The sequence below is a fragment of the Arthrobacter sp. zg-Y844 genome (assembly GCF_024385465.1).
Lineage (GTDB): Bacteria > Actinomycetota > Actinomycetes > Actinomycetales > Micrococcaceae > Arthrobacter_B.
Map to the genome: position 1 here is coordinate 212,348 of NZ_JANFLS010000001.1, position 14,287 is coordinate 226,634.

The following is a 14,287-nucleotide window of genomic DNA, read 5'->3' on the forward strand; positions in this document are numbered from 1 at the left end:
TAGTACTTACGTCCGGCTGCCCCGTTGCAGCCTCTTCTTATCGAGCCTAGCCGCGAATGCGCCAAAGGTCACTTTGCCCCCGTCCTGCGTGCGCCGCGGCGGCGCCGGGGAACCTGCACGCCTGCCAGCTCCGCTATGGCCGCGCGGAGGACCGACGCCGGCGCGGTTTCCAGCAGCGCGGTCCCGGAGAGCAGGGAAGCATCGGCGGCGGCGTAGTCGGCCGGAAGGAAAGCGGCGATTTCCCCTCCCGGCCCGAACCTTTCCCATGCTCCGCGCAGCTGGCTTTCGGGCTGCCGTCCAACGGAGGAGGCCCGGACCTTGTTCAACACGACCCGCGGCTCGACGGCCGGAACCGCCGCGGTCAGATCCGACAGGGCCCGGACCAGGCGGGGAACTCCCACGGAGTCGGCGGCACCTACGGCGTAGACGGTGTCCGCCGCGTCGAGTACCAGCAGGGTGGAGGCGTTGCGGCGCGGGGCCATGGTGTCGAAGCTCAGTTCCTCATCTGTTTCCAGGGAGAATCCGCAGTCCACGACGGTCAGGTCGGCAACCCGGCGCGCCGCATCGAGGACGCCCGCGAGCGCCGCGGGGCGCAGTTCCACCCAGCGGTCAGAGCGGGTGATACCGGTAAGCACTGCCAGCCGCTGCCCCCGCAGGGAGACGCTGGCCGAAAGCCTGCGCAGCGCGGCGTCGTCGAGCAGCCCCTGGTCGGCAAGGCGGCAGGCCTGCGCCACTCCGGCGGATTCGTCGAGGAGGCCGAGGCTCACCGCCACGCTGGAGCCGTAGGTGTCTGCGTCGATAAGGAGCACCTCCGCGCCGGCAGCAGCCGCTTCGGCCGCCAGGTTGACGGCCAGCGTGGTCCTGCCCGGTGCTCCTGCCGGACCCCAGACAGCGGTGACGGTGCCCCTGCAGCCGTCCGGTTCCGCGGCGCCTGCCGGTCCCGGTCCCGTGCTGCCGGCCCCAAATGCCGCGGCAGGGTCGGCGAGCGCGTTGCGGCCTGCCGGAGCCCCGCCTTCCACGTCCTGGTCCAACGCCCGGACGGCAGCGGCAATCAGTTCGGCGAGCGCACCCGGGTCAACTCCGCTGGGGGCATTGACTATCCGCAGGGCGTCCAGCCGCGGTTGAAGCACAGGATCGTCGGTGAGCGCCACGAGGGCCACCCCGGCCGACGCCAGCCGTTCCGCCAGTGCCGCCGTGAGGTCCCCGGCCTCGTCGACGACGACGGCGGCACGCACGATCCCGCTCTGCGACACGGCCACGAGCTCCGTCAGCTCGGTGCACCGCCGCACCACCGTGACAGGTCCCTGCAGGCGTTCCAGCCCGTCAAGGACACCGGCGGTAGCGGCCCCCACCGTAGCGACAGGGATGTTCACGAGCCTGATGCGGGGTTATGGACCACGGTGATCTTGGCCTGGTTGGACAACGCGCTCAGCAGCAGCGGGAGGTCCGAATCGTCAACCAGGACCAGGAGCTCCGTACTGCGGTTGGCGCCCAGGGCGGACTCGGTGACGGCCAGCTCCGATATTTCGGCCGCTTCGATCAGCTGCTTCGGCTCGTCGAATCCGTTACGGGCATTGGGCATGGCCGCCCAGATGTCCACGCGTGATCCTGCCTCGGTGCTGGCGGGCAGCGGGTCCTCGACCCGCAGGCCGACGGGCTTGCGGTCCAGCGCGTCCCGTTCGACCAGTGCGGACCGTGCCACCAGTTCCCCCTGCCGAAGCGCTGCACCCGCTACGGCGTTCTCCGGCAGGCCCGCGGCAATGGGAAGGTAAAGCTCTTCGGCGTTACCCAGCCGGACCGGCACCGCAACCAGGTCTTCGGCACTGATAGGCGCCCCCGGAGGAATATCCTGCTTCACGGCATAGACGTCCGTAGTCCGATCGGCGCTGTCCACCAGCGTCACGACGCCGGCGATGGACCCGAGCACCAGCAGGATCCCGAGCAGGAGCCGCGGGTCCCGCCATGACGGCTTGCGCAGCCGTGCGGCCGCCGGTTCCGCCCCCGGTGTGCGGTGGTCAGTCAGACTCATGCTCCCCCGTTTTCCACTGCAATCCCCATTGCGTTCCGCCTTGGCTTGTCTCCAGGCTCCCCTCGCCCCGCGCCGGGGGCCTCATTCGGGTCATTGTGGAGGAAGCGCAGCGGGAAAGAAACGGTGGTTGTCAGGAAAGTCGGATCTGTGGATAACCCATCCGCTGCTTCCTGCTGGTGCCACACTGGTGGTGCTGGTATACAACGGGTGCAAGCCGCAGTGGTGCGGTGCGAAAGGTGAGTGCCGTGGGCGATAAGAGATTCCTGACGCTGGCAGATGTCGCCGAGGTGCTGAACATATCCTCCTCGCAGACGTACGCCCTGGTCCGCAGCGGAGAACTTCCCGCCATTCAGATCGGCGGAAGGGGCCAGTGGCGGGTCGAGTCGCAGCAGCTCGAAGACTATATTTCCCGGGCCTACCGGAAGTCCGCTGCGGCCGTGCGGCAGGGTATCCCGGTGGAGGAGAACGCGGGGAGCTGAACAGGCGCAGGCTGCTTCGCCCGCTCCGGGACCCGGTCACTCCCACCCGTTGTGCTGTTGTGACAGCACCGCGGCCACCGTGGCCGTTGGCAGGACATGGACACCCGTGACGTTTGCGCTGCGCCGCGGCTGGTCGGACGGTATCGCCGCCAGCTCCAGAAAGTCGCTGCCCACCCTGTCGATTGTCCCGTGCAGGGCGCTGTCAGCCGGTGCCCCGGCGGAACGGACGACGACGGCGCTGCGGTCCCGGGCGATGCTGCGCAGTGCTGACGTCACCCCCAGCCGCACGTTCCCGGCCGTCGGACTCGCAAATCGGTCCAGGCCCCTGACGGCAACCACCTGGGACAACACCGCCAAAGCTGCACCGCGTTCCTGCTCGAGCGACACCCAGCCTTCCCCCACATGCCTCAGGATCCCCCGCAGCATCCCTGCTGTTCCGAGATCGAAGACCAGTTGCTTCCCGCATTGGCTGCGCAGCCTGTCCTGCAAACTGACTTCGCGCAGTTCCATCCGCACACGGTCTGAAATCTCGCTTTCGGCTGCCAGCCCGGCGGCTGCGGCCAGCTGCGCCTCCATGTCCCTGAAAAGGGCGTCCCATCGCATCGCCCAAGGCTAGCGTCCACGACGCGTGTCAACCACTCTGGACACCGGTCGAACCGAAGTGTAGACACGGGCATCACACAGGCCAGACAGCACTAAAAAACCTCTAGCGCCATCAAAGTTCACCAATCGAAGCGAAATGAACCAAATAGGCCTAAACGGCTAGATTCCCCGAGTACCTCAGCTCTCCTCTCCAGATCGGAGAATGCAATGACCGGTTCCACCTCCCGCCCCGGGCTGGCTGCGGATGCACTGGCAACCGCAGCCGCAGCAGCGCTTGGCCTGCTGCTCCTGTGGTGCGGAACCCGAATGCTGCCGGACGTCGCCGTCGCAGGTTCAGTCTTGTCCTCCCCCGGTCCGCTCTCCGAAGCTCCGCTTTCCCGGGCCTCGCTGACCCGGCTGGCCGGGTTCTGCGCCGCCGCCGCAGGCCTGCTGCTCACGCTCTGGTGGATCCTGGGGTTTGCCTGCGCCCTGGCCGGGTGCCTCCTGCACCGCTTCGGGTTCCGGACGGCCGGCACGCGGACCCTCTCCCTGGCCCCGGCACCGCTGCGCCGGCTGGCATCAGCCGCGCTGGGAATCTCGCTGGCCGCCGGCGGCACGTTGGGAACGGTGCCGGTGGCCGTCGCAACCGCGGCAGCGGTATCCGGGACACCTGCACCGGCGTTCGCCCCCACGGGCATCCCGGTTGGACCGGATGCCGCGCAATCCACTCCTCCGGAGCCTGATCCTGCGGAAGCCGTTTCTCCACTTTGGCGTCCCTCGCCCCCGCAGCCTGCGGCCGGCGGCCTACTCACGGGGGTTCCTCGGCCGGACGAGCGCGAAGTCGTGGTTGCAGCGGGAGACACCCTGTGGTCCCTGGCCGCTTCGCAACTGGGCCCCCAGGCCACGGACGCGGAGACTGCCGCCCTCTGGCCCCGCTGGTACGAACTGAACCGCGAGGTCATTGGACCGGATCCCGGCCTGATCCATCCCGGCCAGGTTCTGGCCGTCCCCCCTCCTTGAACTTCTCCCCCGCTGTCCACGGTCCGGCGCTGTTCCAGCGCACCAGTCCGCCGGCGGAATCCACCAACCGCACCGCTCCCGCGCAAGGAAAGGACGCACCATGACCAGCGTGATATTCCTTCCCGCTCCCGATGCCCCGGCCGGACCGGCGCAACCGGGCCGACCGGGCGCCGAAGGCGATGCGGGGCCCATCGCCGTCTATCTGGCCCCTTCACAGGAGCTGCTTCCAGCTCCCGTTCCCGCCAGGCCGCGCGAACGTTACGGGGTCCCCGGCGAAGCGGATCCGCTGCCGCGTCCCGCCGCCGGAGCCGCCAACTGGGCATCGAACCCCGCGGACGATGCCCGGGTGAAAGCCATCTGCCAATCCGTGGCACTCGCCGCACTCGAGGTCCTGGGCGGTGTCCGTCCGCTGCAGCAGATGGCCCGCTGGCTCGACCCCGAAAACTACGAACGGCTGCAGCTGCGCTCCAACCTCGTCCGCGGGCTGCAGCACAATCCCCAGGGGCGGTCCAGGACGGCACCCGATCCGCAGCTGCTGCACCGCAGCATACGCATCCGCTCCTGCCGTCTCTGCCCGGTGTCGGAAGGAATCTACGAGGCCACGGTAGTGGCACTGGAACACGAAAGAGCCCGCGCCGTTGCGCTGAGGGTTCAGCTGCGGCGCGGGCTCTGGAAGGTTACTGCCCTGGAGATCGGATAACCGGCCCCCGGTAACGCGGGTTTACTTGCGGCGCTTGGCCTTCTTCGCGGCGGACTTGCTGCCGGCCGCCGGAGCGGTCTTGGTGTCCTGCTTGTCGCGGGACGTCCGTTCCACCCTGGTCTCCACCCCGCCCTGGCTGTTCGGCGCGGTGAACTGCAGGCTGGCCGGCTGCTGCGGAGCTTCGAGTCCCGCCGCCTTGATGACCGGGGTACCGACGACGCCGCGGGCGTCCTTGACTCCCGGCAACCCGTTCGCTGCCGGGGCGGCAGGTTCGCTGACCTGCACGTCGGCGTTGAAGAGGTAGCCCACGCTTTCCTCGCGGATGGCCTCCATCATGGTCTGGAACATAACGAATCCTTCGCGCTGGTATTCCACCAGCGGATCGCGCTGTGCCATGGCCCGCAGCCCGATGCCCTCCTTGAGGTAGTCCATCTCGTAGAGGTGTTCCTGCCACTTACGGCCGATGACGGAGAGCACCACGCGGCGCTCCAGTTCACGCATGGTGGCCGAGCCGAGGGCTTCCTCGCGTGCCTGGTAGGCCAGTTTCGCGTCGGAAAGGATCTCGTTGTGCAGGAAGTCGCGGGACAGCCGGGACCGGCCGCCGGCTTCTTCAACCACTTCGTCGATGGTCAGGCTGATCGGGTAAAGCGTCTTGAGGTTGGTCCACAGCTGCTCGAGGTCCCAGTCATCTCCGTGGCCCTCCGCGGTTGCCTCGTTGACCATCGCCGTGACCACGTCCTCCAGGAAGAAACTGATCTTTTCCTGCAGGTCGTCGCCTTCCAGGATCCGACGGCGGTCACCGTAGATCGCTTCACGCTGGCGGTTCAGGACGTCGTCGTACTTCAGGACGTTCTTGCGCTGCTCGGCGTTGCGGCCCTCAACCTGTCCCTGCGCGTTCTGGATCGCCTTGGAGACCAGCTTGGACTCCAGCGCCACGTCGTCGGGCATGGACGAGCTGTTCATGATCCGTTCGGCTGCACCGGAGTTGAACAGCCGCATCAGGTCGTCGGTGAGCGAGAGGTAGAACCGGGATTCGCCCGGATCGCCCTGGCGTCCGGACCGCCCGCGGAGCTGGTTGTCGATACGGCGGGATTCGTGGCGTTCGGTGCCGAGGACGTAAAGTCCGCCGAGTTCGACTACTTCCTGCTGCTCGGCGGCGACGGCGGTCCGTGCCTTTTCCAGGGCATCCGGCCAGGCGGCCTCGTAGTCCTCGGGGTTTTCGTTCGGGTCCAGTCCGCGGCGTTCCAGTTCGGCAATGGCGTTGAACTCGGCGTTGCCGCCCAGCATGATGTCGGTGCCGCGGCCGGCCATGTTGGTAGCCACAGTGACCGCTCCCTTGCGGCCCGCCTGGGCGACGATGGCGGCTTCACGTGCATGGTTCTTTGCGTTCAGCACTTCGTGGCGGATGCCGGCCTTGGCCAGCTGCTTGGAAAGGTACTCGCTCTTCTCCACGCTGGTGGTGCCGACCAGCACGGGCTGGCCTGAGGCGTGTCGCTCGGCAATGTCCTTCACCACGGCGTCGAACTTTGCCACTTCGTTCTTGTAGATCAGGTCCGCCTGGTCAATGCGGGCCATGGGCTTGTTGGTGGGAATGGGCACCACGCCAAGCTTGTACGTGCTCATGAACTCGGCGGCTTCGGTTTCGGCCGTACCGGTCATGCCGGCGAGCTTTTCGTAGAGGCGGAAGTAGTTCTGCAGGGTGACCGTGGCGAGCGTCTGGTTCTCGGCCTTGATGACCACCCCTTCCTTCGCCTCGATGGCCTGGTGCATGCCCTCGTTGTACCGGCGTCCGGCCAGGATGCGGCCGGTGTGCTCGTCGACGATCATGACCTCGCCGTTGAGGACCACGTAGTCCTTATCCCGCTTGAAGAGTTCCTTGGCCTTGATGGCGTTGTTCAGGAAGCCGATCAGCGGCGTGTTGGCCGCTTCATACAGGTTGGAGATACCGAGGTAGTCCTCGACCTTCTCGATGCCCGGTTCGAGGATGCCGACGGTGCGCTTCTTCTCGTCCACTTCATAGTCGGTGTCCTGCTTCAGCCGCTGGACGACCTTGGAGAACTCGGTGTACCACCGGTTCACGTCGCCGCTGGCCGCACCGGAGATGATCAGCGGCGTACGGGCTTCGTCAATCAGGATGGAGTCGACTTCGTCGACAATGGCAAAGTGGTGGCCGCGCTGGACCAGCTCGGCAGCGCTCCAGGCCATGTTGTCGCGCAGGTAGTCGAACCCGAACTCGTTGTTGGTTCCGTACGTGATGTCGGCGGCATACTGTTCGCGCCGGGTCGCGGGGTCCTGGTTGGAGAGGATGCAGCCGCTGGTCATGCCGAGGAAGCGGAAAACGCGCCCCATCAGGTCCGACTGGTACTCCGCGAGATAGTCATTCACCGTGACGATATGGACGCCGCGTCCGGTCAGCGCATTGAGGTAGGCCGGGGCCGTTGCCACCAGGGTCTTGCCTTCACCGGTTTTCATTTCGGCAATGTTGCCCAGGTGCAGGGCGGCGCCGCCCATCAGCTGGACGTCGAAGTGCCGCATGCCGAGCGTACGCCCGGCAGCCTCACGGACAGCGGCAAACGCTTCGGGAAGGAGGTCGTCGAGGGACTCACCGCCGTTGTAGCGCTCCTTGAGGCGATCCGTTTCACCCCTGAGCTCGGCATCGGTCATGCCCTTGAACTCATCCTCGAGCACGTTGATCGCGTCGGCGTAGTTACGCAGTGTCTTCAGCGTCTTCTTGTCGCCGGTACGAAGAACTCGTTCGAGTAGTGATGCCACTGATTTGCTCCCAATCTAGTTGCCGAAATCTGGCGTCCTCAGTCTACGTGAGAGACGTACCGTGAAGGTCCGTTGTTCCCTAAAGACCTTTATTCCCTGCATACTGCCAGCTTCAGGGCGGGAGCCAGGTCTCCCACGGGTTTCACCATTATCTGCCCGAGCCCCAGCCACTGTGCCATGAGCCGCAGCTCTGCAGCGAGTTGACGCGCCGTCTGCGGCGGTGCTCCCGGTTCCGAAAAGGCTGCCTGAACAAGCAGCATACCCGCGGCGCGGTCCGCTTTGAGGTCCACTCTGGCCACCATTTCCTCGCCCAGCAGGAACGGCAGCACATAGTAGCCGAACCGGCGGTCCTGGGGCGGCGTATAGATTTCGATCCGGTAGTGGAAGCCGAACAGTTCCTCGAGCCGCCGCCGCTCGAAGATGAGGGAATCGAATGGACTCAGCAGCGCCCGGCCGGATACGGACCTCGGAACCACTGCCTCCGCGTGCAGGTAGGCCGGCCGCTGCCAGCCCGCCACCTCCACCCGCTCGAGGATGCCTTTCCCTGCAAGGACCTCCGCAGCGATGGCCGTCTCACGCTGCTGCAGACGGAAATAATCGGCAAGCCCCCGAACCGTCGCGACGCCGTGGGCCCGGGCTGCGACCTCGGTCAGGCGCAGCACTGCCTGCTCGGGATCGGATTGTTCCAGCGCCGCTGCGCCTGCAGGATGGACCAGCGCAGTCGGGGCATACAACCGTTCGAACTGCGGGGTCCGCCCGGCGGATCCGATCTGTCCGGCGGCGAACAGATCCTCAAGCACGCGCTTGGCGGCATTCCAGTTCCATCCCCAGCCGGTAGTCTCCCGCACGGCGCTGTGGCCGAGGAGGTCCATGACCTGGCGGGAGGTCAACGGCCTGCCCTCGGTCTGCAGAAGCGTGAGGATACGTTCACGAAGGTCTTCGGCAACCGGGGAAGGCAGGGAATGGGCGGTCATCCAGGTCCGCCGTTGGACCGCGCGGAGGTCCGCAAAGAGCTCGGGCCGGACAAAGCTTGCCTCGTGGGCCCAGTATTCGACCATGCGCCGCGGCCGCCGGGTCCCCAGGCGGTCCAGGATTGCCTGGTCGTAGGGGCCGAGCCGGGAAAAGATCGGGAGGTAGTGGCTGCGGGCAAGCACATTCACGGAGTCGATCTGCAGCAGGGCAAGCCGCTCAAAGGTACGGCCCACCTGCCTTGCGGTGACAAGGCCGGCGGGCCGTTCCCGAGCCAGTCCCTGCGCCGCCAGCGCCGTACGGCGGGCCTGTCGGAGCGAGAGCCGGGTTTTCATCCCCTCATCCTAGGGGAGCCGTCCGGCTGGACGGTCTAGTCGGTGGGTGGTCAGGCGGTGGCGCGGTCGTCCACGGGGGTTTCCGCTACGCGGTAGCCGCGGGTCTCTTCCCGCGGCTCTTCCGCACCGTCTGCGCACTTGGAGTCCAGGGTGATGACCCCGTAGGTCCAGCCCCGCCGGCGGTACACCACCGAAGGCGCGCCGGTTGCGGAATCCACAAACAGGTAGAAGTCGTGGCCGACCATCTCCATATTGTCCACGGCGTCGTCAAGGCTCATGGGGGCACCCGGGAAAACCTTGCGCCGGATCAATACGGGGCAGTCGCCGGTGGCGTCTTCCTCTGCTGTGTTCTGGGCGTTCTCATCGTTGGCCCGTTCCTCGGCGGCCGCCGCGACCTGCGCGTAGAGCGGCTCCGAGGTGCTCACGGGACCAAGATCAGCGGTGGCAACCCGGACGGGCACCGGAGCGTGGCGCCCGTGGTGCACCTTGCGCCTGTCGCTTGCCCGACGCAGCCGTTCCAGCAGCTTTCCGTACGCGAGGTCGAACGCCGCGAACTTGTCTCCGGATGTTGCTTCGGCACGGACAATCGGACCGCGGCCGGTGACCGTGATTTCCACGGTGAGGGCGCTGTCTGCGTCCCGGACGTTGCCCTGCTTCGTGACCCTGGCCTCCACCCGCTGGACCTTGTCGCCGAGCGCCTCCACTTTGCCGATTTTCTCTTCGGCGTACTCGCGGAACCGGTCTGAGACTGCAACGTTACGTCCGCTGATCATGAATTCCATGGTGCCCTCCAATAGATTTCGGTGACACAACAACGGCCGCTGCCAGATTGCCTTCGCGACCGTTGCCGCAGGATAGCCCCGCTACTTGAAGCTATCCATACTCAACACGTTAGATCACCGTGGAGCTTTATTCACGTCCCTCGTTTCCGTTTCCGACGTCCATGGAACGTGGCCCCGGAACGGCAGGGTCTGCGGGACTTGTGTTACGTGCCGGGGCCGGTGTGGCTGCCAGGACGGCGGCACCCTCTACCCGGGCGCCGGCCCGGCGCAGTGCCCGTGCCGTCTCCGCAATAGTGGCTCCCGTGGTCAGCACGTCATCAACCACCAGGCAGTTGACTCCGGTTAGTCCTCCGGGCCGACCGGCGGTCATGGTGTTCCGGACGTTGCGCCGCCGCGCGTTGCGGCCAAGTCCCTTTTGCGGGCCGGACGCGCCGGCCGGTCCTCCCCCGCGGCTCCGCAGCCGTGTGCCCGCAGGGCCGTACCCGGCTGGTATGGACACAAGGGAAGCCACGGCACAGCCGGCCGGCAGCAACCGCCGGCGCCGGAGCCGCGCCAGCAACAGTGCCAGCGGAAAATAGCCGCGTCTGCGAAGCGAGCCGCCCGTGCCGGGAACCGGAACCAGCAGCAGTGGAATATCCCCAGCCCTTCTGCGTGCATCCGTTACCGCGGCCTGCAGGACTCCGGCCAGGGCCGGGGCCAGGAACCCGGCCAGGTCGGTGTGCCCCCGGTTCTTAAAAGCCAGGAGGGTCCGCGCGAGCCCGCCTGTATACACACCTGCAGCCAGGACCGGCAGCGGGACAAAGAGACCCGGACCAGTGCCGGGGACCGGAGCTCCCGGTTCTGCGGCTGGAAGGGCGCCGGCACCTTCCTGCGCGGAATACGGATGCAGCGTGCCGCGCCGGATCCCCGCCGCACAGATCCTGCACAAAGAATGATCCGGCGCTCCGCAGGCCACGCATGACACAGGCGCAAGCCCGGCGGCCAAGCCGGACACCGCCGCGGCGATTCCCTGTCCCGCCGGGGAGTAAAGCAGCCGGTCCAGCTGCCGGTTCGGCATATCCATCCGTCCACGATGGGGCCGGCGCGGACCCAACGCGCGGCGGTGCCGCCCGCCCGGGGACATCCAACCGGGCGATTGGCTCGATCAGGCCGCTGTGGAGGAAATCAGGAGCGCTGCATCACCCCGGGAAAGCCGGGTCCCGGATTCCTTCCGTCCGGAGCGTCCAGCTACTGCCGACCTTGTTGAAGATGCCCTCTGAGGTCTGGATGAAAATGTCTTCAGCGCCGTTTCCTGCGCTCAGTCCCGTAATCCCTTCCTTCACGGAAAGCGGATCCGGAACGCGTGCTGTGCTGAGGATTACCGGCGCGGCTTCCTCGGCACCGGACTGCACCGCAACCACTGTGTCTTCCGAGGCCCATTTGACCCGGTCCACGGCCCCCGCTTCCGGGGGCACCTGAAGAATTGTCGGAACCGTGAGGGAGACGGGAACACCTTCGGGTGACCTCACGACGCCGGCAATCATGACCTCGCTGCGTCCGTCCCGGTTCGCCGCCACCAATGCCCGCGTACCATCGCGGGATATCCGCAGTTCAGTCACGGTTTGACCTTCCAGCCACGGCGCGGAAAGCACGGCCGCGGAACTGCTGTTTCCCCCGGGCGGTATCGCGAGAACCCGGGATCCGGTGCCCGTGGGTTGGGAGGTCCAGACCCATCGGCGTGGATCCACGCTGGGGGCCGTAAATCTTTCGGCCTCGGCCACCACGGAAACGTCCTGTCCGGTTCCCGTCACCAGCAGCGTATTTTCCTGGCTGTTCAGGAAGGCGATGACCGATCCGTCCACCGACATGGCGGGATGCCGGGGGCCGTACTCCGCCACTGAGGGAATATCCCCGATCGGCTCGGGACCGTCGGCGTAGTAGGCAAGTTCGTCCTGATAGACCACAATCTGGGTGGCTCCGGCGGACGGATCGGCCACGGCGGACTGCAGCTCGCCGCTGCCCTTGCCCAGGTCAACGTCCCGCTGGTCCACTGTCATGCTCACGGAGGTGACGTTGTTGAGGCCGCGCAGGTTCTGCTCAAGCTGCTTCACCATCTGCTGGCGGTTCCGGTCGCTGGAGTCCCGCAGCGATTCGGGTGCGAAGTCCACGACAGCCTCTCCCGAGGCCACCGGAACGGCATCGCGTGCCAATGCGGTGCCGGCAGGGAAGGCGCTGAGGACTGCGCCCTGGAGGTACGGAGCCGGGCCTACCAGGAGTTCCTTGACGATGTTGGCGGCAATGCCGGCCCGCTGGATGAACCACCGCGTATCCGGGACCCAGTACTGGTAGTCACTCGAATAGAAGTAGAGGTTATGGGCGATGAAGATCGCAGGGAAACTGGCGAGGGACACGATGATCCCGTCGGGGACGGCGCTGAGCCTCCACTGTCCCTGCACCTTTTCGAGCCGGACGGGGAATGCTTCGGTGCTGCCCTCCGGGGCGTCCGTCCGGATGCCCCGGGAATCCACGCTCCCCTGCACTTCCAGCTGGATCTGGAACAGGTCCGGTTCCGGCATGGCCACGATGCGTGAGGACCGGTAAATGGTCACCCGTTCCGTGGGGGACCATGTAGTCGCCACTTCCGGTGCCAGGAATTGCCGGGCCACGCTGTAATCGTCGGCGGCGCCCTTACCTGCGTCCATAAAGCCGCGGATGATGTCCTGCGGCGAGGCATCCTCGGCCGGACCCTCGGGTGAGAAAACCGCATCCTCGCCCGTTTCCCCGCTGTTCTCCGCCGATGCCGTGCCTACCGGTCCGACGGTGGGTATCGAGGAGCAGCCGACCAGGACAAGGACGATGCTGAGCCACAGGACCAGCATCCGTCCGGCCCGTCCCCGCCGTGCCTGGGGCAGCACCTTCCGCTTAGTAGGCATCAATTTCCTCTTCCCGGGCCGGAGCCGCAGCAGTGAGCGCCAGGGGTCCGGCAACGACCTCGCGGGGAGACAACGGCACCGGGGATGATTCAAAGCCTGCACCGTGACGGCGGGGAAGCGTCAGGCGGAAGCAGGATCCGTTTCCCGGTTCGCCCCAGGCCTCGAGCCAGCCGTTGTGAAGCCGTGTGTCTTCGGTGGCAATGGACAAGCCCAGCCCGCTGCCGCCCGTGGTACGTGCACGTGCCGGATCTGCCCTCCAGAAGCGGTCGAAGACATGGTCGGCGTCCTCTTCGGTCATCCCGATGCCATGGTCGCGGACCGCTATGCCCACGGCATCCTCGGAAGCTGCTATCGCAATCTCGATGGGTTCTCCTTCGCCGTGCTCCAATGCGTTCACCAGCAGGTTGCGCAGGATGCGTTCGATCCGGCGCGGGTCGGCGTCCACAACGCAGCTCGCCTCCTTGGAGACCACAACCACCTCGGAGCCGCAGTTGTTCGCGAGCGGCTCGGTGGCGTCAATCACGTCACGGACAATATGGAAGACATCGGTAGGTTCCAAATCGAGCGCGGCCGCCCCGGCGTCGAACCGGGAAATCTCCAGCAGGTCCGCCAGCAGCGCCTGGAACCGTTCCACTTGGTGATACAGCAGTTCGGTGGAGCGCCGGTACATCGGATCAAAGCTGTCGCGTGCTTCGTAGAGCACTTCCGCGGCCATGCGCACTGTGGTGAGCGGAGTCCGCAGCTCGTGGGACACGTCGGAAACAAACACCTGCTGCATACGCGACAGTGTAGCCAGCTGGGTGATCTGGTCCTGGAGCGTGCCGGCCATGCGGTTGAACGACGCCGCCAGGCGTGCAACTTCATCCTCGCCCTTGACCTCCATGCGCTCCTGCAGCTCCCCCGCTGCCAGCTTCTCCGACACCTCTGCCGCATCACTGACCGCACCCAGTCCGGCCTTGGCTACGATCCACGCGATCGTGCCGCTGATGGCAAGCAGCAGGAATCCGGCAATCCAGAGAATCCGGTGGATGTCATCGAGCGTCTCCTGCATCGAATGCAGGTCATAGATCAGGTAGAGGGCATATTCGGAGCTGTCCGGGGGCAGTGTGACCTTGGTGCCGAACGCAATGCCGGGCTCTCCGTTGGCGAGCTCAAGCGGAGACCAGAACACGTAATCCGTCTCGGACGCTGTGGCGTCGCTGGCAATAACGGCGTCGCTGAGGGCCACGGGAATGCCGCTGGCGGTGATGGTTCCGCTGTTCACCGAGGACGTGACATACAGGGGGTCCTGGGTCGGCAACGGGGTGAGTAGATAGGTCCGCTGAGCGTCTGCACCCTGCCCTTCCAGCAGCGGAAGGGTGTCCATGACCAGCCGGTCGGTACCCTCCCGGTCGCTCGCGGCGGTGTCCCGGAAGTTGTCCTTCACCTTGGACAGACCGGCCGTCGCTTCGGTCCGGAACTGGGTCAGCCGCTCTTCATAGAGGGAATCGGCAATCTGATGGGAGAGGAAAGCACCGATCCCCGCGCCGGCGAGCGCCACCAGGAGGAGCGTGGAAACGACTGTCTTGAACTGCAGGGACCTCCGCCACTGGCGGGCGATCCGATGGAAAGTGGCACGCCGGAAGGAATCGCGCAGGTGCGCCAGGCCCTGCAGGGCCATGTCCAATTTAGGGGATTTCCCGGCCATCCCGGCCAGGAACCCCGGCA

Annotated in this window: 12 protein-coding genes; 3 read left to right on the top strand and 9 right to left on the bottom strand. The window is 66.4% G+C overall.

The window, feature by feature from the left end:
* Positions 1-68: 68 nt before the first annotated feature.
* Both NNX35_RS00945 and NNX35_RS00950 read right to left on the bottom strand, forming a co-directional pair.
* Entirely contained in the window at positions 69-1,373 is a 1,305-nt protein-coding gene (locus NNX35_RS00945) for a chromosome partitioning protein (RefSeq protein WP_255866749.1), read from the bottom strand.
* Complete coding sequence (locus NNX35_RS00950) at positions 1,370-2,029, bottom strand: SAF domain-containing protein (protein WP_255862715.1); 660 nt, start codon at positions 2,027-2,029, stop codon at positions 1,370-1,372. The genes NNX35_RS00945 and NNX35_RS00950 overlap by 4 nt, the downstream gene beginning before the upstream one ends.
* A gap of 245 nt (positions 2,030-2,274) precedes the next feature.
* On the opposite strand from NNX35_RS00950, the gene NNX35_RS00955 reads away from it, so the two are divergent.
* Entirely contained in the window at positions 2,275-2,508 is a 234-nt protein-coding gene (locus NNX35_RS00955) for a helix-turn-helix domain-containing protein (protein ID WP_227918361.1), read from the top strand.
* 36 nt (positions 2,509-2,544) lie between these two features.
* Here NNX35_RS00955 and NNX35_RS00960 read toward each other — a convergent pair whose 3' ends face one another.
* Positions 2,545-3,111 (bottom strand): hypothetical protein, encoded by a 567-nt coding sequence (locus NNX35_RS00960; protein WP_255862714.1) that lies wholly within the window; start codon positions 3,109-3,111, stop codon positions 2,545-2,547.
* Between the two features lie 207 nt (positions 3,112-3,318).
* Between NNX35_RS00960 and NNX35_RS00965 the strand changes: the two genes are divergently transcribed.
* Both NNX35_RS00965 and NNX35_RS00970 read left to right on the top strand, forming a co-directional pair.
* The gene (locus tag NNX35_RS00965) at positions 3,319-4,110 is read left to right on the top strand and encodes a LysM peptidoglycan-binding domain-containing protein (protein WP_255862713.1); all 792 of its coding nucleotides are present in this window, start codon (positions 3,319-3,321) and stop codon (positions 4,108-4,110) included.
* Positions 4,111-4,210: 100 nt separating this feature from the next.
* The gene (locus NNX35_RS00970; RefSeq protein WP_255764721.1) at positions 4,211-4,810 is read left to right on the top strand and encodes an Rv3235 family protein; all 600 of its coding nucleotides are present in this window, start codon (positions 4,211-4,213) and stop codon (positions 4,808-4,810) included.
* Positions 4,811-4,831: 21 nt separating this feature from the next.
* Here NNX35_RS00970 and secA read toward each other — a convergent pair whose 3' ends face one another.
* From secA to mtrB, 6 genes are all read right to left on the bottom strand, one after another.
* Positions 4,832-7,582: a preprotein translocase subunit SecA gene (gene secA / locus NNX35_RS00975; protein WP_255862712.1), complete on the bottom strand. Its 2,751-nt coding sequence runs from the start codon at positions 7,580-7,582 to the stop codon at positions 4,832-4,834.
* 89 nt (positions 7,583-7,671) lie between these two features.
* Entirely contained in the window at positions 7,672-8,886 is a 1,215-nt protein-coding gene (locus NNX35_RS00980; protein ID WP_255866750.1) for a winged helix-turn-helix domain-containing protein, read from the bottom strand.
* A 50-nt stretch (positions 8,887-8,936) separates the two neighbouring features.
* The gene (gene hpf / locus NNX35_RS00985) at positions 8,937-9,668 is read right to left on the bottom strand and encodes a ribosome hibernation-promoting factor, HPF/YfiA family (RefSeq protein WP_255764726.1); all 732 of its coding nucleotides are present in this window, start codon (positions 9,666-9,668) and stop codon (positions 8,937-8,939) included.
* Positions 9,669-9,795: 127 nt separating this feature from the next.
* Complete coding sequence (locus NNX35_RS16135; RefSeq protein WP_370646908.1) at positions 9,796-10,791, bottom strand: ComF family protein; 996 nt, start codon at positions 10,789-10,791, stop codon at positions 9,796-9,798.
* A 55-nt stretch (positions 10,792-10,846) separates the two neighbouring features.
* Entirely contained in the window at positions 10,847-12,580 is a 1,734-nt protein-coding gene (locus NNX35_RS00995; protein ID WP_255764729.1) for an LpqB family beta-propeller domain-containing protein, read from the bottom strand.
* Entirely contained in the window at positions 12,570-14,240 is a 1,671-nt protein-coding gene (mtrB, locus tag NNX35_RS01000) for an MtrAB system histidine kinase MtrB (RefSeq protein WP_255764730.1), read from the bottom strand. Before mtrB ends, NNX35_RS00995 begins: the two co-directional genes overlap by 11 nt.
* Positions 14,241-14,287: the final 47 nt, after the last annotated feature.

Bases quoted from the DNA above. Each gene is read 5' to 3' on its own strand.
- NNX35_RS00950 (WP_255862715.1), bottom strand. From the start codon at position 2,029: ATGAGTCTGACTGACCACCGCACACCGGGGGCGGAACCGGCGGCCGCA.
- NNX35_RS00960 (WP_255862714.1), bottom strand. From the start codon at position 3,111: ATGCGATGGGACGCCCTTTTCAGGGACATGGAGGCGCAGCTGGCCGCA.
- NNX35_RS00965 (WP_255862713.1), top strand. From the start codon at position 3,319: ATGACCGGTTCCACCTCCCGCCCCGGGCTGGCTGCGGATGCACTGGCA.
- NNX35_RS00970 (WP_255764721.1), top strand. From the start codon at position 4,211: ATGACCAGCGTGATATTCCTTCCCGCTCCCGATGCCCCGGCCGGACCG.
- NNX35_RS00980 (WP_255866750.1), bottom strand. From the start codon at position 8,886: ATGAAAACCCGGCTCTCGCTCCGACAGGCCCGCCGTACGGCGCTGGCG.
- hpf (WP_255764726.1), bottom strand. From the start codon at position 9,668: ATGGAATTCATGATCAGCGGACGTAACGTTGCAGTCTCAGACCGGTTC.
- NNX35_RS16135 (WP_370646908.1), bottom strand. From the start codon at position 10,791: ATGTCCCCGGGCGGGCGGCACCGCCGCGCGTTGGGTCCGCGCCGGCCC.
- NNX35_RS00995 (WP_255764729.1), bottom strand. From the start codon at position 12,580: ATGCCTACTAAGCGGAAGGTGCTGCCCCAGGCACGGCGGGGACGGGCC.
- mtrB (WP_255764730.1), bottom strand. From the start codon at position 14,240: ATGGCCCTGCAGGGCCTGGCGCACCTGCGCGATTCCTTCCGGCGTGCC.